15 protein-coding genes are annotated in these 20944 nt (G+C 58.2%); 6 read left to right on the plus strand and 9 right to left on the minus strand.

The window, feature by feature from the left end; all coding sequences use genetic code 11:
• Positions 1 to 106 precede the first annotated feature (106 nt).
• The 4 genes from ORG26_RS12355 to ORG26_RS12370 all read left to right on the plus strand — a co-directional run bounded on the left by ORG26_RS12355 (position 107) and on the right by ORG26_RS12370 (position 5830).
• A complete protein-coding gene (locus ORG26_RS12355) occupies positions 107 to 1462 on the plus strand; it encodes a methyltransferase RsmF C-terminal domain-like protein (RefSeq protein ID WP_266362158.1) in 1356 nt (451 codons plus the stop codon).
• 72 nt (positions 1463 to 1534) lie between these two features.
• Positions 1535 to 2572: an alpha/beta hydrolase gene (locus tag ORG26_RS12360; RefSeq protein WP_266362160.1), complete on the plus strand. Its 1038-nt coding sequence runs from the start codon at positions 1535 to 1537 to the stop codon at positions 2570 to 2572.
• A 126-nt stretch (positions 2573 to 2698) separates the two neighbouring features.
• The gene (locus tag ORG26_RS12365; protein WP_266362162.1) at positions 2699 to 3523 is read left to right on the plus strand and encodes an enoyl-ACP reductase FabI; all 825 of its coding nucleotides are present in this window, start codon (positions 2699 to 2701) and stop codon (positions 3521 to 3523) included.
• 135 nt (positions 3524 to 3658) lie between these two features.
• Positions 3659 to 5830 (plus strand): outer membrane protein assembly factor BamB family protein, encoded by a 2172-nt coding sequence (locus ORG26_RS12370; RefSeq protein ID WP_266362164.1) that lies wholly within the window; start codon positions 3659 to 3661, stop codon positions 5828 to 5830.
• A 75-nt stretch (positions 5831 to 5905) separates the two neighbouring features.
• Here ORG26_RS12370 and ORG26_RS12375 read toward each other — a convergent pair whose 3' ends face one another.
• The 4 genes from ORG26_RS12375 to ORG26_RS12390 form a co-directional block, all read right to left on the minus strand.
• Entirely contained in the window at positions 5906 to 8983 is a 3078-nt protein-coding gene (locus ORG26_RS12375; protein WP_266362166.1) for an AAA family ATPase, read from the minus strand.
• Entirely contained in the window at positions 8955 to 10220 is a 1266-nt protein-coding gene (gene sbcD / locus ORG26_RS12380; protein WP_266362167.1) for an exonuclease subunit SbcD, read from the minus strand. Before sbcD ends, ORG26_RS12375 begins: the two co-directional genes overlap by 29 nt.
• 85 nt (positions 10221 to 10305) lie before the next feature.
• The gene (locus ORG26_RS12385) at positions 10306 to 11505 is read right to left on the minus strand and encodes a glycosyltransferase family protein (protein WP_266362169.1); all 1200 of its coding nucleotides are present in this window, start codon (positions 11503 to 11505) and stop codon (positions 10306 to 10308) included.
• The gene (locus ORG26_RS12390; RefSeq protein ID WP_266362171.1) at positions 11502 to 12344 is read right to left on the minus strand and encodes a UDP-2,3-diacylglucosamine diphosphatase; all 843 of its coding nucleotides are present in this window, start codon (positions 12342 to 12344) and stop codon (positions 11502 to 11504) included. Before ORG26_RS12390 ends, ORG26_RS12385 begins: the two co-directional genes overlap by 4 nt.
• Before the next feature lie 211 nt (positions 12345 to 12555).
• Here ORG26_RS12390 and ORG26_RS12395 point away from each other — a divergent pair, with 211 nt between their 5' ends.
• Positions 12556 to 13191 (plus strand): acetyltransferase, encoded by a 636-nt coding sequence (locus ORG26_RS12395; protein ID WP_266362173.1) that lies wholly within the window; start codon positions 12556 to 12558, stop codon positions 13189 to 13191.
• Positions 13192 to 13281: 90 nt separating this feature from the next.
• Here ORG26_RS12395 and fcl read toward each other — a convergent pair whose 3' ends face one another.
• Positions 13282 to 14223, minus strand: a complete 942-nt coding sequence (gene fcl / locus ORG26_RS12400; RefSeq protein WP_323134246.1) for a GDP-L-fucose synthase — start codon at positions 14221 to 14223, stop codon at positions 13282 to 13284.
• Positions 14224 to 14325: 102 nt separating this feature from the next.
• On the opposite strand from fcl, the gene ORG26_RS12405 reads away from it, so the two are divergent.
• Complete coding sequence (locus ORG26_RS12405) at positions 14326 to 15306, plus strand: toxin-antitoxin system YwqK family antitoxin (RefSeq protein ID WP_266362175.1); 981 nt, start codon at positions 14326 to 14328, stop codon at positions 15304 to 15306.
• An 80-nt stretch (positions 15307 to 15386) separates the two neighbouring features.
• Here the strand turns inward: ORG26_RS12405 and ORG26_RS12410 are convergent, their stop codons facing one another.
• From ORG26_RS12410 to ORG26_RS12425, 4 genes are all read right to left on the minus strand, one after another.
• Positions 15387 to 16061, minus strand: coding sequence for an SGNH/GDSL hydrolase family protein (locus ORG26_RS12410; RefSeq protein WP_266362177.1), 675 nt, complete (start codon positions 16059 to 16061; stop codon positions 15387 to 15389).
• Between the two features lie 169 nt (positions 16062 to 16230).
• Positions 16231 to 16953, minus strand: a complete 723-nt coding sequence (locus ORG26_RS12415; protein WP_266362179.1) for an ABC transporter ATP-binding protein — start codon at positions 16951 to 16953, stop codon at positions 16231 to 16233.
• Positions 16954 to 17064: 111 nt separating this feature from the next.
• Positions 17065 to 17559: a hypothetical protein gene (locus tag ORG26_RS12420; RefSeq protein ID WP_266362181.1), complete on the minus strand. Its 495-nt coding sequence runs from the start codon at positions 17557 to 17559 to the stop codon at positions 17065 to 17067.
• 48 nt (positions 17560 to 17607) lie between these two features.
• Positions 17608 to 20616 carry a tetratricopeptide repeat protein gene (locus ORG26_RS12425; RefSeq protein ID WP_266362182.1) on the minus strand — a complete coding sequence of 1003 codons (3009 nt, stop codon included), beginning with the start codon at positions 20614 to 20616 and terminating at the stop codon, positions 17608 to 17610.
• Positions 20617 to 20944: the final 328 nt, after the last annotated feature.

A 20944-nucleotide genomic window follows, 5' to 3' on the forward strand; every position in this document is an offset into this window, starting at 1 on the left:
ATTTCTCGCAGATTGTCGCGGATTTGAGTCGCAGATTACAGCAGATTTATTTCTGCGAGCATCTGCGTCCACCATCGGCGACAATCTGCGAGAACTTTTTTATCCCATGCTGCCCGAATCCTTCCGCACCCGCATGCAGGCCCAGTTGGCCGACGAGTTTCCCGCTTTTGAAGCCGCCCTTCAGCAACCGGCTCCGGTCAGCATTCGACTCAATCCGCAAAAGCCCGCCCTGAATACGGAAGGTCTACAGCCCGTTCCCTGGTGCGAAGGCGGCTTCTACCTGCCCGAACGCCCCGTCTTCACGCTCGATCCGCTATTTCAGGCGGGGGCGTACTATGTGCAGGAGGCATCTTCCATGCTCATTGCGGAGGCTGTGAAGCAGCACGCCAAACTCACCCGGTCGCTGCGGGCGCTGGATCTGTGCGGGGCTCCCGGCGGAAAAAGTACCTTGCTGGCTTCGCTGCTGTCCAACGACAGTCTGCTGGTAACCAACGAAGTGATTCGCAGCCGGGTGCCGGTCCTGCGGGAAAATATCGAGAAATGGGGCTACCCGAACTTCCTCATCAGCAACCACGACCCGGAAGACTTTGCCCCGCTGGAAGGTTTCTTTGATCTGGTGCTGGTGGACGCGCCCTGCTCCGGCGAAGGGCTGTTCCGCCGGGACCCGGGCGCCATGAACGAATGGTCGGAGGCCGCCGTCCAGCTTTGCGCCGGTCGCCAGCAGCGCATCCTGACCGCCGCCGTCCCGCTGGTGATGGAAGGCGGGCTTCTGCTCTACAGCACCTGCACCTACAACGACGAAGAAAACCTCAACAACGCCGACTGGCTGGCCGCGCAGGGCTTCGAAGCCCTGTCTCTGACGCTTCCCGCCGAATGGGGCATCGTCGAAAAACGGTCCAACAAGGCGGTGGGCTACCAGTGCTATCCGCACCGCGTCGCCGGGGAGGGATTCTTTTTAAGCATTTTTCGCCGGAAAACGGGCCCCGTGTTTCATGCGCCCACGCCCCGGCAGTTCAAGTCGATCAAGGCCCTGCCGAACAGACAGGTCACGGCGGCGCAAGCCTTTCTGCAAAACCCCGCCCAGTTTGAGCTGTTCGCCAAGCCGAACGGAGATGTGATGGCGATTCCCAAAAAACTGACCGAGCCGCTGCGGCATCTGGATGTGGCGCTGCGCAACAAAGGTTTCGGGCTGGAAATGGGCCTCTTCAAAGGAACGGATTTCGTCCCGGCGCACGCCCTGGCCCTGAGTACGGCCGTTACGAAAGACGTGGCCGGCGTGGACCTGAACCGGGAGGAGGCGTTGCGGTATTTTAAAAAAGAAAACTTAGTATTGCAGGAGTCGGTCAAAGGCTGGCTGGTCGCCCGGTATGAGGGGTTAAATCTGGGCTGGATGAAGGGTGTGGGCACCCGGGTGAACAACTACCTGCCCAAAGACTGGCGGATTCGCATGGAGATTGAGTAAGTCCGGGCTCTGCCGGGCGTTTGTGTATACCTTCCATCCTAACTCTCCGGGCCAGACAACCGGGTTACGTCCATGATACGCTTCCTGCAGAACCTCGGCCTCCTGCTGGCCGCCTTCGTCATCGCTTATTTTCTCGGTCCCCGCGCTCCCAAAGCCGCCCTGTCGGACGTTTCTGCAACGGTTAGCGCCAATCTGCTTCAACTGGAAAAAGAGATAGCAGATGCGGAGCGGAAAGCGGGCGTCCGGCCCGATAACGAAGCCCGTATTTTCTGGGCCGACAGCCTCCGGCGGCACAAAACGCCGTACAGCTTTGTCTATCTACACGGTTTTTCGGCGAGCTGGGCGGAAGGCGACCCCGTACACCGGCAACTGGCCCGGCACTTCGGGGCCAACCTGTACGTGGCCCGACTGGCGGGGCACGGCCTGCAATCGCCGGATGCTCTCAAAAACCTGACCCCGGCCGAGTACGTGGCCTCCGCCGAGCAGGCCCTGGCCGTCGGCAAAGCACTGGGCGACAAGGTAGTTCTGATTGGAACGTCGGCGGGCGGCATGCTTTCCTTGTTTCTGGCCGCCCGGCATCCCGAAATCAGTGGGCTGGTGCTGTATTCGCCCTGTATTGAGGTCGCCAATCCGGCCCTGAAGCTGGTGACCGGCCCCTGGGGCAGGCAGATTCTGCGTCAGGTGAACGGCTCCGACTACCTGAGCACTACCCGCTACAAACCCGACCGGGCGCGCTACTGGTACGCCCAATACCACGCCAACGGCCTCGTGACGCTGCAGACCCTGCTGGACGCGTACATGACCGACGAAACCTTCGAAAAGATAAACCAGCCGGTCTTTCTGGGCTATTATTACAAAGACGACGAACACCAGGACAAGGTCGTATCGGTCGCCGCCATGCTGGAGATGTATGAGGGGCTGGGCACGAAAAGCGCGAACAAACGCAAAGCGGCCTTTCCGGAAGCGGGCGAACACGTCATTGCTTCCCACTTTACGTCGGGCGACCTCAACGGCGTTTACCGGGAGTCCGAACGCTTCCTGAGCGAAGTGCTCCAGCTGCAACCCGTACAACAACCACTGGCCTCGTTGGCATTACAGAAAAAAAAGTAATTAACTTTGAGCGCTAAAATGAATATTCACCGCGGCGTCGGACCGCAATGGATGATGGATCATGAATCGTAAAGGGTCTCGAAGCCCTCACTTTTCATTCTTCATTTTTCATTTTTCATTGAAAAAATGGCCTACGGACTACTGAAAGGAAAGCGCGGAATCATCACCGGCGCGCTGGATGACAAATCAATTGCGTGGAAAGTCGCGCAGAAAGCGAAAGAAGAAGGAGCGATTTTCACGCTCTCCAACGCCCCGATTGCCATGCGCATGGGTGCCATCAAACAACTCGCTGACGAGTGCGAAGCGGAAATCATCCCGGCGGACGCGACCAGTGTAGACGATATTCAGAAGCTGTACACGCAATCCATGGACGTGCTGGGCGGAAAAATTGACTTCGTGCTGCACTCCATCGGCATGTCGCCCAACATCCGGAAAAACAAGCCGTACAGCGAACTGAACTACGAATGGTATCAGAAAAGCATCGACGTGTCGGCCCTGTCGTTCCACAAAATGATGCATGTGGCTTACGAGATGGACGCCCTTAACGAATGGGGTTCGTTTGTGGCCCTGACCTACATTGCGGCGCAGCGGACGTTCCCGTTCTACACGGATATGGCCGATGCCAAAGCGGTGCTGGAGTCCATCGCCCGCAGCTTCGGCTACCACTACGGCATGAAAAAGAAAGTACGGGTGAATACCGTGTCCCAGTCGCCGACCATGACCACGGCGGGTTCGGGCGTGGGCGGCTTCGACCAGTTCTTCAGCTACTCGGACGCCATGTCGCCGCTGGGGAACGCAACGGCCGACGAATGCGCCGATTACGTCATCACCCTGTTCTCGGACCTGACCCGGAAAGTGACGATGCAGAACCTCTTCCACGACGGCGGTTTCTCGTCGACGGGTATGTCCGAGGCTGTTATCGACATGATCAAAGGCCAGCAGCAGAAGTAGTGTTGGGCGGGAAACTGTTAGACAAAAGAAAAAAGACTAGTGGCGGCGGGCCGGATTCTGGGAGAGTCCGGCCCGTTGCTTTTGGTATGGGAGAAATCAACAGGGCGCGACTTTAGGAAGTAAATGACGCTGATTATGAAACGCTTTGCCGCTTTGCTTCTCCCCCTGATGGGCTTCGGAATCCTGAGCTACACTGGATTGCCAATGGAGGCACCGGTATCGGGTGTACCAGCTTCGGGCATACCGGCTTCGGGCGTACCGGCCGGGGGCGCGCCGACCGCCGACTGGCCGGAGTACAACGGGGACGGCAGCCGGAATCATTATTCGGAGCTGAACGGGATTACGGCCGAAAACGTCGGGCAGCTCCAGCCGGCCTGGGTGTATGCCTCGGGCGGGGCCGATACGGTGGCCAACCGGACGCAGATGCAGTGCAACCCGCTCGTCGTCGATGGCGTGCTGTACGGGGTGTCGGCCGGGACACAGGCATTTGCGCTGGATGCCGCCACCGGAAGAGAGCTTTGGAAAACAAACTTTTCGGAAAACGCCAGCGGCACCACCAGCCGGGGCGTCGCGTACTGGGCCGAAGAAGGCCAGAAACGCCTGTTTTTTGGAATTGGCCCCTGGCTTTACTCGCTCGACGCCCGTACCGGACAGCCTGATCCCCTTTTTGGCGAAAAGGGCCGGATTCATCTCAAACAGGGTCTCGAACGGCCCGGCGCGGACGATTACGTGGTCGCCAATACGCCGGGGGTGGTCTTCAAAAATCTGCTCATCGTGGGCGCGCGCGTGTCGGAAAGCGAAACGGCCCTGCTGGGCGACATCCGGGCCTACGACGTGCGAACGGGCCGACCGGTCTGGACGTTCCATACCATTCCGCGCCCCGGCGAGGCCGGGTATAATACGTGGCCTGCAGAGGCGTACAAAAACATCGGTGGGGCCAACGCCTGGGCGGGCATGGCCATCGACCGGCAGCGGGGCATTCTGTACGCGCCCACTGGCTCGGCAGCCTACGATTTTTACGGCGGCAACCGGAAAGGTGCCAATCTTTTTGCCAACTGCCTGCTGGCGCTGGATGCCACCACCGGAAAACGGCTCTGGCATTTTCAGACCGTTCACCACGACATCTGGGACCGTGATTTGCCCGCCCCGCCCAATCTGGTCACGGTGACGCACCGGGGTCGGCGCATCGACGCCGTGGCGCAGATTACCAAGCAGGGTTTTGTTTTCGTGTTCGACCGGGTGACGGGCAGGCCCTTGTTCCCGATTCAGGAAAAAGCGTTCCGGACCGACGGCGTGCCCGGCGAAGTGCCCTACCCGACGCAGCCTGTTCCGACGCTGCCGGTGCCGTTTACCCGCCAGCGTTTTACGGAAAACGACTTCAACACTTTCGTTGCCGACCGCGATTCGCTGAAACGGGTGCTGCGAAAGGCCCGCACGGGGAGTCATTACATCCCGGTAGGAGCCGACATGACCATTTTCTTCCCCGGCACCGACGGCGGTGGGCAGTGGGGCGGGGCGGCGGCCGACCCGCAGGGCGTCCTGTACGTGCCCGCCAAAGAGCTCCCCGTCTACTCGTCCCTGACCCAGCAAAAAAACAGCGAAGCCGGACAGCGGCTGACGGGCGCCCAACTGTATACCCGGAATTGCAGCGCCTGCCACGGTGCCGACCGGCGGGGCAACCACGACGGCACGTATCCTTCCCTCGTCAATTTGGACAAACGCCTGACGGTAAGCCAGACCAGCGATATTTTACGAAAAGGACAGGGAATGATGCCGGCCTTTGCCCAGCTTCCGGAAGCCGAGCGCAAGGCAATTCTGGATTTTCTGTTTCAGAAAGGAAGTGCCGCCGAAGCCGTGGTGCAGAAGGGGAAACGGACGCTTCCGTACAACCATACCGGCTACAATCGCTGGTACGACCGCAACGGCTACCCCGTCAGTGCGCCGCCCTGGGGAACGCTCACGGCCATTGACCTGAACACGGGACAACGCCGCTGGCAGGTGCCGCTGGGCGAATACCCGGAACTGACCGCCAAAGGCGTTCCGCCGACGGGGACGGACAATTACGGCGGCCCGCTCGTGACGGCCAGCGGCCTGCTGTTTATCGCCGCGAGCCGCGACGAAGTCTTCCGTGCTTTCGATACCCGAACGGGCAAAATCCTGTGGACCGCAAAGCTCCCCGCGGCGGGCTACGCCTCTCCAAGCACCTACTCCGTCAACGGAAAGCAATACATCGTCATCGCCTGCGGCGGAGGCAAACTCAAAACCCGGTCGGGGGATAAATACGTAGCCTTTACAATTAAGAATTAAGAGTTAAAAATTAAAAGTATGCTTCGCTTAATCAGGTCGCTTGTGTTAGCGGAGCCTGCTTTTAACTCTTAATTCTTAACTCTTAACTGAAATCCGGCTGTTGCCGTCGTTGCCTTTTTCCACCTGCACCTGTACGCTGATGCGTTCCTTGATTTCGTGGCGGTGCGAGATGATGCCGATGGTTTTCTGACTATCCTGCTGCAGTTTTTCGAGCATGACGATGGCCGTATCGAGCGTTTCGGGGTCGAGTGTTCCAAAACCTTCGTCGATGAACAGACTGTCGATCTGCACGTTCTGCGAGGCGAGGTCCGACAGCCCGAGGGCGAGCGCCAGACTGAGCGTGAAGGTCTCTCCGCCCGACAGGCTGGAAACGGACCGTTCGGTGCCGCCCTGGTAGAGGTCCATGACGTACAATTCCTCCTGCCCGTCGTGCGGTTTGAGCAGGGCGTAGCGGTCGGTCAGGTCGCGGAGGCGCTGGTTGGCCAGGCCGATGAGTTGGGAAAGCGTCAGGCTCTGGGCAAATTTGCTGTATTCGTCGCCTTTGGCACTGCCGATGAGGCGGTTGAGTTCCTGCCACGGACGGGCCTGTCCTTCGAGCTTCGTCAGGTCTTCGGAATATTTTTTCTGCTTCCGCCGTTTTTCCCGGTCCACCTCCAGCATGTGCTTGAAGTACCCGACCTGTTCCCGGCTTTTGGACTCTTCCTTTTTCAGCAGCGCCAGTTGCTCCAGCACTTCGTCCGGGCTCCGTTCCGACTGCCGGGCCTGGAGTGCTTCGGTGCGTTTCTGCAGTTCGTCCCGGCGTTTGGCCGCCAGTTCGGCCGCTTCTTTTTCGAGTTCTGCTTTTTTCTCCCGCAGGTGCTGAACCGCGACGGAGTCCAGCAGGGCGGCGCGGGCCGCGGCAGGGTCCGCAAAGCCGCGTTCCAGCAGCAGCGACCGCAGGCTGCCCGTCAACTGGCGGCATTCGTCCTCAAAGCCCGTGAAAGCCGTTTGGGCATTTTTGAGCACTTCGTCCTGTCCGGAAAGGTTTTTCTGAATGTTGCCGAACCGGTCGGCCATCCGTTCGCAGACGGTTTTGATGGCATCTCCGGCAAAAAGGGCGTTCTTCTCGGCCGTCAACTGCTGGAGTTCCTGCTGGTGGTTCTGCAACTGCTCAAAACCCGTTTTCAGATTCCGGAGCAGGGTGTCCTGTTCCCACAGGGCCTGCACGTTGGAGAACACGCCGCGCTGGTGCTGAACCGACTTGATCTGGCTCTGCACTTCCGTGGGCGAAAGCGCCGGGTCGAGCGCCAGAGTTTCCAGCTGCCGGTTGATCTCTGACCGCTTCTGCGAATACAGCGTCCGCAGTTCGTCCCGCTGTTGGACCAGCGCTTTGTACTCGCCGTCTGCCGTGCTGAGGGCTTTGTTGAGCGCGTCGTACTGGCTTTTCTTCTTGCTCCAGTCGCTGGCGACCAGTTGCAGCTGAAGCTCCAGTTTGCCGGTTTCGTTGATGTAATGCTGGGCGTACGGATGGTCGAGGGAGCCGCAGAGCGGGCAGGGCTCGCCGTCCTGCAGAGCCTTGCGGAGTTCTTCGAGGTTCGCTTCCTGAGCCAGCCGGATTTTACGCTGTTCCAGTTCTTTTTTGCGCTGTTCCAGTGCTGCCACTTCCAGCGCCAGCGCATCCAGATTTGGACTTTCCCGTTCCAGCAGTTCTTTCTGGTTCTGAATCCGGGCATTCAGGGTTTGTCCGTCGCCCAGCCGGTCCTGCTGTTCTTTGAGCGCGTGGTAGAGGTTGCCCAGCGTGGTTTCCTGCTCGACCAGCCGGGCCATTTCCTGCCGGATGTTGCCGCTGTTGAGCAGGGGATATTCCTGTTCAAACTGCACCAGTTCGACGCCGATACGCTGGTATTGTTCGGACACCTGCGCGGCGGCTTCCTCCAGATCGGCCGGATCGAGGGCGCGTATCCACGGGTCCTTCGCCGTTTCAAGGGCTTCCCGGATGGCCAGAAGCGGTTTCCGGGCAGCATCGTGGCTGTCCTGAATCCTCTGCGTCAGCCGCTGAACGCGTTCACGGAAGTCGTTTAGCTCCTGCATGAACGTCTCCTGCGAAAGGGCTTCGTTGCGGGTCAGCGTCCGGGCCTCGTCCAGCAGCCGGGTCATCTCTTTCTCCAGTTCGGTCCGGAGCTGCCGGGCGTCGGTCGCCCGCCGGGATTCGCGGTCGCGGTTCGTTTCCGCGTGGAGCAGGTCCGAAAGCGGGGTTGCCAGGTCGGCCACCGTTTCGTGTTGTCCGAGCCGCCGCGCGTCTTCCGCAAACGTAACCTGGCTCGTTTCAAGAAGGGCCTGCCGGTCGTCGAGCCGTTTAAGCGTTTGTTCGGCTTCTTCGATTCGGGTCAGCAGTTTTTCTTCTTCGGTAAAAAAGAGAATCTGTTTGGTCAGGTCTTTAATGCGGGCGTCGAGCTTTTTCTGTTCGGTCTTCAACTGGTCTACCTCTTCGTCGGGCAACACCTGAATGGCGGCCAGATCCTTCCGTTTGTCCTGAAGCACAAGGGTATAATCCCGGTTGATCTCATGCGCTTTCTGACTCAGCAGCCGGTAGATTTCCGTCCCGGTGATTTTTTCGAGCATTTTGCTGCGGTCGCCGGCGCGGGCTTTCAGAAACTGGTCGAAAGCGCCCTGCGCCAGCACGATGGAACGGACAAACTGCTCGTAGGTCAGTCCGATCAGCTCTTCGTTTTTGGCCGGAAAATCCCGGAGGTTTTTGATGGGAAACAACTCGCCTTCCTCACTGCCTTCCTTCAGGCGGGCGACTTCCATTTCGTAGTTGTTCCAGTTGCCGTTGCGGTTTCTGGTAATCGACCAGCGCGAACGGTAGGCGTTGCCACCGACTTCGTATTCCACCTCGGCATACGCCGTGGCTTTGGGTTCCTTCGCCGCCTGCTGGTTGACCAGCAACCCTTCGTTTTCAATATTAGCCAGCGAAATAGCGCCCGAAACCCGCGGAATCCGGTTGAACAGGGCCAGCGTAATCACGTCCAGCAGCGTCGATTTGCCCGCTCCGGTCGGGCCGGCGATGACAAACAGCCCGGTGCTGCCCAGCGGACCTTCCAGAAATTGAATCGGGGGGTGTTCTCCGTAAAAAGAATTGATGTTACGAAAGCGAATTTGCCGGATTTTCATGCAGCAGTACGGGCGAAGGCCCATTTTCAGTTACGATACGGTGTAAATCGCGGTAGGTTTCGAGCAGAATCTGACGCTGCCCGTCCTCCACGCCGGAAGCTTCGAGGCGTTTGGCAAACACGTCGGTGTACGACAGGTCTTTCAGGTAAGTATCGGCCACGTACAGCTCCGCCAGCCCTTTGAGCTTGTTGCGGAACATCAGACGGGTTTTGGCCAGCAGGAAAGGCGCCCCGGCATAATCGCGCTGCAACTGGTCGAAATGCTGCCGGATTGCTAGGTTTTCGGACTCTTCCTCAACCAGCACTTCGACCAGCGTAGGCAAAGCGTCCTCGTCCACTTCAATTTTTTCCAGCACTTCCCGCACAAAATCGAGCGTACCGACCACGTGCCGCAGCGACCGGAATCGCGGGACAGGGACGGGTTCGACGCGGGTGATTTTGCCGTTGTCTACGGTCAGTTCCAGCACCTGATGCCGGTTGTCCCGTTCGGAAAAACTCAGCGGCAGGGGCGAGCCGCTGTATCGCACCAGTTCCGAAGTCCCGATCTGCTGCGGAACGTGGATGTGCCCGAGGGCCACGTAATCGAACCCTTCCGGAAAATGCTCGGTGGAAAACGCCGCCTGCCCGCCGACCGCGTGGATTTCGCGTTCACTTTCGGGGGAGATGGTCGCGCCGTTGACGTACAGATGGCCCATCGCCAGCACCGGCACGTTTGGGTAGGCCGTCTGGCAGTGGTCGGCGATGCGCTGGTAGTGATTCCGGATGCCCATGCGTACCTGCTCCACGCGGTCTTCGTAGGTCTGGCCCGAGATGGACTGCCGCAGGTCGGCATCCCGAAGGTAGGGCACGGCCGCCACGAGCAGATCGGAGGAGCCCGCCGAAAGCCGGAGGACTTCATCGACGCAATCGCCGGTGGTGCAGCCGACGACGTGAATGTTCAGGTGGCGCAGCAGTTCGCGCGGCGCGTTGAGCTTGCTGGCCGAATCGTGGTTGCCGCCGGTGATGATGATCTGGCGCTGCAGGGGCAGCATCCGCGTCAGAAACTGGTAGTAAAGCGACATCGACCCGTCGTTGGGGTTGGTCGTGTCGAATATGTCGCCCGCGATGAGCAGCACGTCGATGTCCCGCGCTTCGATGGTTTCGGCCAGCCAGTCCAGAAACCGGACGTGGTCGTCGGCCAGGTCGTGTTTATAAAGTCGTTTTCCTAAATGCCAGTCTGCGGTGTGTAGTATTTTCATGCCCGTTCCAGTGCCTCCTGACGAAGATAGCCAAAATTTTGGAGGTGCTGGCGGGGGAAATGAATTATGAACAATGAAAAATAGCTCAGCGAAGCGATATTTTTTGCCGGAGCAGGGCCAGTCTCGGATACGAAACGGCTGGTTCTGAGGTCTTTTTTGAAAAGTCGGCCACGGAATCCGGCTGGTGCAGGACGGAGTCGAGCGCTTTCAGGAAAAGGGTCGGAAACTGGCTTTGCCAGTGCCGGAAGGCTTCGTTGGCTCGTTGGTCGTGGGTGGGCAGATAGTCGAGCAGCTTTTTGAGATTGAACCGGTCGAAGTCCGCCACACCCGCCCCGGCCCGTACGGCATCGAGGGCATTGCAGCGCTGTTCGTAGTGGTTCGGCATGGGCGTCAGCAGCACCGGCTTGCCCAGATACATGGCTTCGCAGACCGCTTCAAAACCGGCAGTGGTGACGACCGCTCGGCACTGTTCCATCTGGTCCAGAAACGCCGTACCGTCGATGCGGTGATGCGAAAGCGTGGCATCGACGGGCTCCACGGCCTTTTTTACTCCCCCTTTAAACAGGTGAATCGGCACCTCCGGGTGCTTGCGGTGCTCTTCGAGAAGCTGTTGGCCGAGGGCATCCTGCGATACATAGGCAAGGAGGAATGCCGTATCTGACAGATATGGCATTCCTCCTTGCCTACGTGTCAGTAACTCCTGCCGCAGCAGGGGCGGTACAACGGTCAGGCCCGGTCTGTCCGGCAGGGGCGTAAAGGAGAGCGCCAGCCGCTGCTTCGCGCCCAGCGCCGTCAGCCGGGAGTTGAGAGCCACCAGCCAGCGGTCGAACCGCCAGCCTTGCGGATGTGGAAACCGGGGATGCCCCAGCAGATACTGGTGCGCCACGCAGACCAGCGGAACGGCGGGTCGGTACCACGCGAACGTCAGGCCGCCCAGAATATCGTAAAAATTGATGACGGCGTCCGGCCGGTGCGTCCGGATGGCCCGGCGAATCTGGCGGATGCTGCGGGCATAGCTGCCCAGATGCCGGATGGTCTGCCGGGTGGTGGCTTTCAGATCAAGGGCGTGCGTGCGGGGATGATAAACCAGACCGGGGCTTGAAAAGGTCTCGACCGGCGCGTCAATCGCTTCCGTGAAAAAGTCCGGGGCCGCGGAACCGCCCGACCTACCGACCAGCACCGCCGCGACCTCGTGCCCGGCCGCCCGCAGCAGCTGCGCCAGCGAAAGGGCCTGAGTCAGGTGGCCGCGGCCTTCGCCCTGGATGATGAAAAGAAACCGTTTCATGGCTTTTTCAGGCCCGTTATCGCCACTAGCCGTTCCGGGGCCGGGGCGTACAAAGGCCGTTCGTTCTCCGCCGCCGTGTCTGCGGACGTGTTTTGTTCGCCCGAATAATACACCAGGCTCCAGTTGCCTTCGTGATCTTCGACCAGGGCGCTGAGCGATTCCACCCAGTCACCGGAATTCATATACGTCAGGTTGCCGAACTGCCGGATGGCGGGCTGGTGAATGTGGCCGCAGATGACGCCGTCGCACTGGCGGGCTTTGGCCAGTTCGGTCAGCTTTTCCTCAAAATCGGAAATGTAGCTGACGGCCTTCTTTACCCGGGCTTTGATCTTCTGCGAAAGGGAATAATAAGGCAGGCCGCGCCAGGACCGGTAGCCGTTGTAGACTTTGTTGAGCCAGAGAAGAAAGGTGTAGCCGATGTCGCCCAGGTACGCCAGCCATTTCATATGCGTCGTGACGGTATCGAACACATCCCCGTGGGTGATGTAGAACCGCCGGGTGCCGGAGGTCAGGATGTAATCTTTCCGAACCGAAAAGTACTTCCCGACCTTCAACGGCATGATGTTGTCCAGAAAGTCGTCGTGGTTGCCGCGCAGGTAGATCACTTTCGTATCGTGCTTGTCCATGGCCTTCAGGACGGCCCGGAAAAAGGCGGTGTGCTTCTTTTTCCATTTGCCGCTGCGGCGCAACTGCCAGCCGTCGATGATATCCCCGTTGAGGATTAATTTCTGACAACTGTAGAATTTCAGAAAGTCTGTTACTTCTTTTGCCTTAGAACCTTCCGTTCCCAGGTGTACATCCGAAATAACGATCGTACGAAAATGAGTACCATATTTCATATACCCGAAATTACTGTCTGATTATTAGGCAGTTTTTACGGAGGTATTATGGTATTGCAAACTTTTTGGGGCGGCAAATCGGTTTGGTAACAATGAAATCATCTTGGACCGGGATTACACGGATTTATGGATTTACTATGATGCGCTGCCTCAATCAGACAATCGCGGTAAATCCATAAATCGGCGTAATTCCGGTTCAGAAAACAGCAACATGGAAAACCCCGTACTCATCTTTGGCGCCGGAAACCTCGGCGTTACCGCTCTCGATATTTTTCAGCGAAACAATGTCGTGGTCTATGGCCTGCTCGACGACCAGAAGGAGCTGCACGGCAAGGAGTTTGGTGATGTCAGCGTGCTGGGCGAAACCGACGACGACGGCTTTCTGAAGCTGATCGGCCAGAAATGCGAGGCCTGCGTGGCCATCGGCGACATGCGCGTGCGGAAGCGGCTGGTTAAACTGCTGAACGACCGCCGGAAGGTGCAGCCCGTCAATGCCATCCATGACCGGGCCGTCATCGCCGCTTCGGCATCCATCGGTCACGGCAATCTGGTCGCCGCCAACGCCGTCATCAACGCGTTTGCGACCGTCGGGCAGCACTGCATCATCCAGTCGGGGGCCGTCGTCGATGCGCAGGCGACGCTCGGCGACTTCGTCCACGTCGGGACGGGCAGCTACATCAACAGCGGCGTAACGGTTGAAAATGACGTTTTTATCGGAACCGGCGTAACGGTCATCGCCGGAGTCACCATCGGGAAAGGAGCCCGCATAGGAGCCGGGTCCGTCGTGGTCGAGAATGTAGAAGCCAACGCCACGGTTTTTGGCAACCCTGCCAAAAAAATCAGTTAAGAGTTAAGAATTAAAAGTGAAAAGTAGCTTCGCTAATTCCAAAAGCTGAATTAGCGAAGCTACTTTTCACTTTTAATTCTTAACTCTTAATTACTCTACGTAGAGTTCCACGTTCGCCAGGAAATCCTGGTAGGTCCGTTCGATGCCTTCTTTGAGGTCGGTGGTGTGCTTCCAGCCCATGTTATGGAGGCGCGACACATCCATCAGTTTGCGCGGGGTGCCGTCCGGTTTGTCGGTGTTCCAGCGGACTTCCCCTTCGTAGCCAACCGTCTGGCTGACCAGTTCGACGAGTTCCCTGATCGTGACGTCTTCGCCCGTTCCGATGTTGACGAACAGTTCGTCGTTGTAATTTTCCATCAGGAAGAAACAGGCGTCGGCCAGATCGTCGGCATGCAGGAATTCGCGGCGGGGAGAACCCGTGCCCCAGACCTCGACGGTCGGCTGGCTGTTGACCTTCGCCTCGTGGAACTTCCGGATCAGGGCGGGCAGCACGTGGGAGCCCTGCAGGTCGTAGTTGTCATTCGGACCGTACAGGTTGGTCGGCATGGCCGAGATAAAGTTCGCGCCGTATTGCTGGCGGTAAGCCTCACACAGCTTGATGCCGGTGATTTTGGCGATGGCGTACGGTTCGTTGGTCGGTTCCAGGAAGCCGCTCAGCAGGTATTCTTCCTTTAGCGGCTGGGGAGCCAGCTTGGGGTAGATGCAGGACGAACCCAGGAACAGCAGTTTTTTCACCCCGTTGCGGTAGGCACTGTGGATGATGTTCGCTTCGATGAGCAGGTTGTCGTACAGGAACTCGGCCCGGTAAGTGTTGTTGGCCACGATGCCGCCGACTTTCGCCGCCGCCAGAAAGACGTAGTCCGGCTTTTCGGTCGCGAAAAATTCCTCAACAAGCGCCTGGTTCCGCAGGTCAAGTTCTTTGGATGTGCGCGTTACGATGTTGGTGTATCCCTCCGATTCAAGTTTCCGGACGAGGGCCGAACCCACCATGCCCCGGTGGCCGGCAACGTAAATTTTCGCTTCTTTTTCCACAATGAGTTAATTTTGAGGAAGTACGGCACGGTTTTATGTGAAATAAAAGCGGCCGTCTGTCCGTTGCAAAGGTAACAAACTGCCGGCGTCTTTCATTGCCTTATGAGTCGAATTGGTCTGATTAATATCCTGTTAATACTAACTCACTGCGCCTTTTGTCAGACGCAGCCCGCTACCACGTCGCCTTCGTCGCTGACAACCGCCGAGCGTCCGAACGCCATTCCGGAGGCTAAAAAACAGAACGCCCTGGAAACGGTCGGGAAGATGCTGGGCGTGCAGAACACGGTAGACAATACGAAGGCCGAAGCAAAACGGGTGGAAGGGCTGGTGACCGAAGACCTGCCCGATCTGGGCCTGAAGCTGCAGAAAGCCCGGAAAGACCGTTCGGAAAAAAAGAAAAAAATCAAGCTGGTCTGGACCGAATACGAAGGCATCCCCATTGCCGAAGCCTACACGAAATACGGCAGCGGTGATAAAACCGTCATCGAGAAATTTACCGTGCTGAAACAGTACCGCCAGCCGAGCCCGTATGTCCGGGAAACGTACTGGTTCGACCCAAAAGAGCAGCGCGTGAAGTATGCCGCCATCAAGGACAAAGACAAGGCGCTGATTCTGCACGGTCCCTATAAACGTTATCAGAACGGCAACCTGGTCGAGGAGGGTTTTTACTACGTTGGGGCCAAAGACGGTCGCTGGGAGCGTTACGACGCCAATTTTCAGCTGCTCGATAAAATAAAATACCACCACGGATTCCCGGCTGAATCGCAGATAACGTACTACGACTCGGCCCACACGAAGATTAAAGAAGTTCTTCCGAAAGAGTACGGCAAAATCCACGGCACTTATCTGGCCTTCTACGAAACCGGCGCGCTGGCCGCCGAAGGCCGCTACGATACCGGCGTCAAAGTGGGCCGCTGGACGGAATACTATCCCGGCACCCGCCGCATGCGCAAGCGCGTGGTCCAATACGGCCGCGACCGCTGGGAAGAAGAGTCCGAACCGCTGCTGCTCAGCGAATGGGACGAAAAAGGCAAAGTCGTCTATGAGCGCCCCAAGGAAAAAGCCGGGGAGGAGGAGCAGTAAAAAACAAAGTCGTAAGTCATAATAAGTCGTGAGTAGCTCCGCTCTATCTACACTCAGCGGAGCCACTTACGACTTACGACTCATTTTCTGATTTCTTCCTTTACTTTTTCCGCCCACAACCGGTGCTGCTTGCCGGAATAATGGAGGCCGTCGTTGGCAAACTGAGTGGGGTCGCCTGCGGCAGCGCGGGTGAGCGGAGTTATATCGACAAAGGCAATTCCCGCTTTCCGGCATTCTTCCTGCGCCACCGCGTTGAACGCGTCAATTTCCCGGGCGATTTTTGAACGGTCGCGGTTGGCGGCAAACGGCGACTGGCCCCAGTCGGGAATCGAAAGCACGATGACCCGGTCTTTGTGGCCACCGGCAAATCGGGTAGCGGTTTGCATCAGTTCCGTAAATTCCTTCCGGTATTTCTCCAGACTTTGTCCCCGGTACTGGTTGTTGACGCCGATCAGCAGCGAGACGAGGCGGTACGTTTTCTGGTTATTGGCGGCTTTGATGGCCTCCTGCAGTTCGTCGGTCGTCCAGCCGGTACGGGCGATGATGTCCGGGTTGGCGATGTCGAAGCCGTCCTTGCGCAGCATGCCGGCGAGCTGGACGCTCCAGCGGTCGGCTTCGGGAACGCTTTCGCCGATGGTGTACGAATCGCCAAGAGAGAGAAAGGTGTATTTGTGAGCGGACATTCGGGAAGAATCAGCGTAGGGGCTGGTCGTGCAGCAAAAGGCAAAGAAGAGCAGAAGAACCAGCAGTTTCATAAAAAATAGCCCCACGGCTTTCGTCTGGGGAACCGGAAGGAGTGGATCGTTTGATTGCAATGGCTTCAGCCTTTCTCAATAAATGGCTAAAGCCATTGCGGGGGCAACGGGGAAATCACCCCGAGCCCCAGGCTAAACCCGTGGGGCTATGTTGCCCGTCGGGCGGCTTTCAATGCGCCTCTTCCGTTACTTTCAGGGCCTTTCGGATGTTGGTGTTCACGATGTCCGATTCTACCAGCCCGTCGCGCAGCCGCACAATGCGGTGCGCATACTGGGCAATGTCTTCTTCGTGCGTCACCATGATGATCGTGTTGCCCTTGCTGTGAATCTGGTCGAAGAGGTCCATGATTTCGTAGGAAGTCTTCGTGTCCAGGTTCCCGGTCGGTTCGTCGGCCAGCAGGATACTGGGGTCGTTGACCAGCGCACGGGCGACGGCGACGCGCTGCCGCTGGCCCCCGGACAACTCGTTGGGGCGGTGGTGCGCCCGGTTTTCGAGCCCCACGTTCCGCAGGGCCTGCATGGCTTTTTCGGTGCGGTCGGCTTTGCTGTACCCGGCGTAGATGAGGGGCAGCGCCACGTTTTCGAGGGCGGTCTGCCGGGGCAGCAGGTTAAAGGTCTGGAACACGAAGCCGATTTCCTTGTTGCGCACTTCGGCCAGCGCGTTTTCGCTCATGTCGCTGACGTCCTGACCGTTCAGGATGTATCGTCCGGCGGTCGGTGTGTCCAGGCAGCCGACGATGTTCATCAGCGTTGATTTTCCTGAACCGGAAGGCCCCATAAAGGCCACGTACTCTCCTTTGTTTACCGAGATGGTCACCGATTTCAGGGCCTCGATCACCTCGCTGCCCATGATGTACCGTTTGGAGATATTGTGCGTTTCAATGATGTTCATATCCTTGAATTGTGAATGGTGAATGAGTGAATGAGCGAATAGCTTCGCCATTTCCTGCATTGAGGCGAAGCTGTTCGCTCATTCACTCATTCACCATTCGCTCATTTGTTTTTAGCCTGCGGAGGCGATTTTGCGTCTTCTTAAGAAATAATTACGAACAAAAAGTCCTGTCAGAATCAGCACTTCGGCGTTGGGCGACGATTTGAGCAGTTCAATTTCGCCTTCATCACCAAAAAATGCCCGGGTGCGGTCATAATGAATCACTTCCTGCTGGTCGTTTTCCGAAATCAGGCTCCACTCATACATCAGCACGTTCTGCCGCTTCCAGAGGTAGCATTCTCCAGTCGTTAACCGAAGCTCGGCAGATTTATTCCAGTTGAATTCGATATGGCCGATGAGTCGCTCGCCGGTTTCGGTTTTCTGACTGACGGCTACTTTGTGCAACAGAAATCCCTGCACGTCGAAATGCAGGCGAATGTTGTTGAGCTCGGCATCTACATCACGGTGTAACAGTTCCCGGTGCATCCGTCCGACGATATGATCGCCGTCCATCAGCACTACTTCCCGGCTGAAGGCTTCCTTCATCCAGTGCAGTTTCGTTTCCATGGTTGGCAGGGTTTTGTTTTCAGCAAGCTACCAAACATAGCGGATTTATTAAAACGTCTGCCGCTGTTTTTCAATCAACGCACGACGGGCCTGATAATGGGTCAGAAACGCCTGATAATCGGCGGGTGGGGATGTGCCCTGCAGGCGGGGAAGGGCGTCCTCCGCATACTCGAAAAGACTGAGATCGAGGCACAGATCAATGTACAGTTTCTGGAGGTCCGGATTCTGCTCGTTTACGGCCATCGCATTCAGCACGAGGTTGTAGGCTTTCTCCGGCTGTTTCAGCTTCCGCTCAAGAGCCGCCGCCGCCGCGGTCGTTTCGGCCCGGAAGGGCGCCCGTCTGAGCGAGGCCGTGTACTGCTGCCGGGCCTGGGCGGCCTGCTTTTTGGTTTCGTACGCCCGGCCAAGCAGAAAATCCTTTTCCGCCTGCAGCGCCGGGACAACGGTCTGCCGGGCGGCTTCCATCGTCTGGTCTGAACGGCCCCGCAGCAGCTGCAGCCGCATGTAGGTGACGGTAATCAGCGAACCCGCATAGGCGTTCAGGTTGGCAAACTCGGGAATCTGTTCGTACCACCGTTCCGCCTCCGGCAACTGGTTCCCGGCGGCGTAGCGGCGGCTCATCCCGGCGGCGGCAATGGTCCGCAGGTTCGGGTCTTTGATTCCGGACACAAGGGCCTGCGCCTGCTCCGGCGGGATTTGACCATAGAGCAACGCAAAAGCCCGTTCGATGTCGTTGGACGGCTCTTTCCGGTTGTAGAGCACATCGGCCAGGGCGCGGACACCGGCGTCGTTCTGCCCGGCCGTTTCCCAGAGGGGCTGGGCCATCACCGGATCGCCCGCCTTGGTGAAGGCCAGCGCGCGGTAGTACGCCGAAAGCGTATCGGTATTCAATTCAAAAACATCGGCCGCTTTGCGGTACAGACCCTGCTCCATCATCCACAGACCCGTCACCGACTGAAAAGCCTCGCCGTTGCGGGTGTTGTCCTGCGCCAGCTGGGTCGTCAGTTCAAAAGCCGTTTTCTGGTCGCCGGTATAATAATTAGCCACGGCGCGGGCGAACATCAGATCGTCCACCAGTTCCTGATTCGCCGGGTTCTGTTCAACGAGTTTGAGCCGGGTCAGAAAAGACGGGTCGGGTTTGCGGTTCAGCAGCGCGTAGTTGTACGCCTCCGCAAATTTCCCGGCGCTCAGGCCGGCGCTGTCGTCGGGGGCGTCCACCCAGTCGGGATGCGGCATCGGGGCCAGGCTGTCGGTGGCCGGGCGACGGAGCAGACTCAGGGCTGCCCGGTTGGCCCGGTAGGACTGATAGCTCCGGTCGTCGGTAGCGCCGGCCAGGGAGTCGAGCGACAGCAGATTCGGATTGCGAATCCAGAGCGAGAGCAGGTTGGTCTGCGGCACATCGTCGCGGCTCACGTTGCCCGCCGCGGCGGCCAGGTAGTAGTATGCCGAATCGGCCACGCTCGTTCTGGCGTAGAGATAACCCAGATTGTTTTGCAGCTCGCCATTTTTCGGAAAAACCTGCAGCCCCTGCTGAAGCGCTTTGACGGCCTCAAAAAACAGGTTCGTCTGCAGGTAGGTCGCACTCAGACCCACGAAAGCCTGGGCGCTCGGCTGTTTCAGCAATGCCTGCCGGTAATAGCCCGCCGCCGCTACCTGATCGTTCTGGACCATCGCCAGCGACGCCAGCGCGTAGTTGGATTTATGGTTTTGAAACTCGGTTTTAACGCCCAGCTGGTAGTACTGCTCGGCCACGCGGTATTCGCCCGTCGCCACGTGCAGGTCGCCAAGATTGTTGAAATGCCCGGCCGCAGCCTGCGTCAGCGGGAAAAATCGCTGGGTTGACAGCAGACACAGAATGCCGATTGCGGCCACCAGTCTCGTCTGAAACAGGGAAAAGCGGGTGGGTTTGTACAGCACCCGGTAGACCGGCAGCGCCTGCCGGAACGGCATCCAGAAGTTCACGACGATGTAGGCCGTAAAGACAACCCCCATGCCGAAAAAGATGTAGATAATCGAGTCTTCCAGCGCTTCAATCATCGGGTCGTTGGCCGACGCAAAGGCGTAAGCGACGGTAATGGTAGCCAGCATACCCAGGCCCAGATACAGAAAGGCGCCCGTTTCGCGGTAGCTGACGCCGCTTTCGCTTTGTTTCAGCTGCTGCCGGAAGCCCCAGAAGCCCAGCCCCAGCGAAACCAGATACAGCACGAAGGGGCTGACGAGGATGGGCGTCCAGGCGATGGCTTTGGTATTGCTGAGCCAGACCAGCAGCAGGTTGACCAGATACAGCCCGGCAATGACCAGAAAATTGTTCAGACCCAGCGGACGGGAGGTGGCGCGTGCCACGGAGGTGATGTACACCAGTCCCGCGATGATTTCCGTCGAAATAAGGAACAGAAAGCCGACCGTCAGCAGCAGCAGACCCGGCATGGCGTAGCTGACAAACGCCAGAGCGGGCACCGATACACCCGAGGAGCGGGTTACGAGCACCCAGATAATCAGGATCAGGGCCAGAAAAACCGCCAGCCGCAGCGGCAGCGGCGCGTCCGTCCGGAAGGCATGAAAATAATAACTGACCGCGCCGAACAGCAGCACCAGCATCACAAACGGCAGCCGCCCGCCCAGCGCCGTACTCAGCATGCCGGGCAGCGCCAGCGCTTCGAGCCGGAATGTCGCCAGCTGAACAATCAGCAGCCCGAAGGCCACGAGGTACTGCCAGCGGTTCAGGCGGGTGATGGCCGCATGGATAAAGGCCAGCCCCAGGCAGATGCCCAGCGCCGCCAGCCGGGCTGCCAGCACATTGGGTTCCATCGCCGAGGCGACGTACTGTTCGGTGACGATATAGGCCTTGCCCTGGATGGGAAAGTCGAAGAGACCATCCGTAAAGCGGGCCAGCGTGGCCGGAATGTCCGAAAGTTCGCTGAGGACGTCCCAGCGGACCACATTGTGCAGGCCGAGATACCAGGCCGTGCAGAAGCCCGCCAGCACCGTCAGAAGGATCAGAAATCCCACGCCGAGCGAAACCCGGTGGGCCAGAGACCATTTATTCCAGAAAAACATTGTCCTGAACTTGGATTAGACAGATTAACCGATTGAGGATGACGGCACCCCGAACACGAACGTACCGATTCAAAGCCCGACCGGAGGCTATTAGATTAACGGAGGAACCGTAATTTTTTGCAAATAAATCCGCTAAAATAATCAGCCGCCCATCCAAACTCCGGGAAGGCCCACCGGCCCATCCGGGTAAATCCGTTAATCGGCCAGATTCCGGTCCAGACTTGTTTTTGTGCAATCCGGTAACAATCAGGGAAATGACGGTTTTTTAGCAAACTAATTGGAATAAAAACGTTTCGGTCGGCTTTTTGCTGAAAATAGGTTTAGAATC

This window comes from Tellurirhabdus rosea, from assembly GCF_026278345.1.
Taxonomy (GTDB): Bacteria; Bacteroidota; Bacteroidia; order Cytophagales; family Spirosomataceae; genus Tellurirhabdus; species Tellurirhabdus rosea.

What these genes read in the sequence shown, in the direction of transcription:
- ORG26_RS12355 (WP_266362158.1), top strand. Translation starts at nt 107, where the DNA reads ATGCTGCCCGAATCCTTCCGCACCCGCATGCAGGCCCAGTTGGCCGAC.
- ORG26_RS12360 (WP_266362160.1), top strand. Translation starts at nt 1,535, where the DNA reads ATGATACGCTTCCTGCAGAACCTCGGCCTCCTGCTGGCCGCCTTCGTC.
- ORG26_RS12365 (WP_266362162.1), top strand. Translation starts at nt 2,699, where the DNA reads ATGGCCTACGGACTACTGAAAGGAAAGCGCGGAATCATCACCGGCGCG.
- ORG26_RS12370 (WP_266362164.1), top strand. Translation starts at nt 3,659, where the DNA reads ATGAAACGCTTTGCCGCTTTGCTTCTCCCCCTGATGGGCTTCGGAATC.
- ORG26_RS12375 (WP_266362166.1), bottom strand. Translation starts at nt 8,983, where the DNA reads ATGAAAATCCGGCAAATTCGCTTTCGTAACATCAATTCTTTTTACGGA.
- sbcD (WP_266362167.1), bottom strand. Translation starts at nt 10,220, where the DNA reads ATGAAAATACTACACACCGCAGACTGGCATTTAGGAAAACGACTTTAT.
- ORG26_RS12385 (WP_266362169.1), bottom strand. Translation starts at nt 11,505, where the DNA reads ATGAAACGGTTTCTTTTCATCATCCAGGGCGAAGGCCGCGGCCACCTG.
- ORG26_RS12390 (WP_266362171.1), bottom strand. Translation starts at nt 12,344, where the DNA reads ATGAAATATGGTACTCATTTTCGTACGATCGTTATTTCGGATGTACAC.
- ORG26_RS12395 (WP_266362173.1), top strand. Translation starts at nt 12,556, where the DNA reads ATGGAAAACCCCGTACTCATCTTTGGCGCCGGAAACCTCGGCGTTACC.
- ORG26_RS12405 (WP_266362175.1), top strand. Translation starts at nt 14,326, where the DNA reads ATGAGTCGAATTGGTCTGATTAATATCCTGTTAATACTAACTCACTGC.
- ORG26_RS12410 (WP_266362177.1), bottom strand. Translation starts at nt 16,061, where the DNA reads ATGAAACTGCTGGTTCTTCTGCTCTTCTTTGCCTTTTGCTGCACGACC.
- ORG26_RS12415 (WP_266362179.1), bottom strand. Translation starts at nt 16,953, where the DNA reads ATGAACATCATTGAAACGCACAATATCTCCAAACGGTACATCATGGGC.
- ORG26_RS12420 (WP_266362181.1), bottom strand. Translation starts at nt 17,559, where the DNA reads ATGGAAACGAAACTGCACTGGATGAAGGAAGCCTTCAGCCGGGAAGTA.
- ORG26_RS12425 (WP_266362182.1), bottom strand. Translation starts at nt 20,616, where the DNA reads ATGTTTTTCTGGAATAAATGGTCTCTGGCCCACCGGGTTTCGCTCGGC.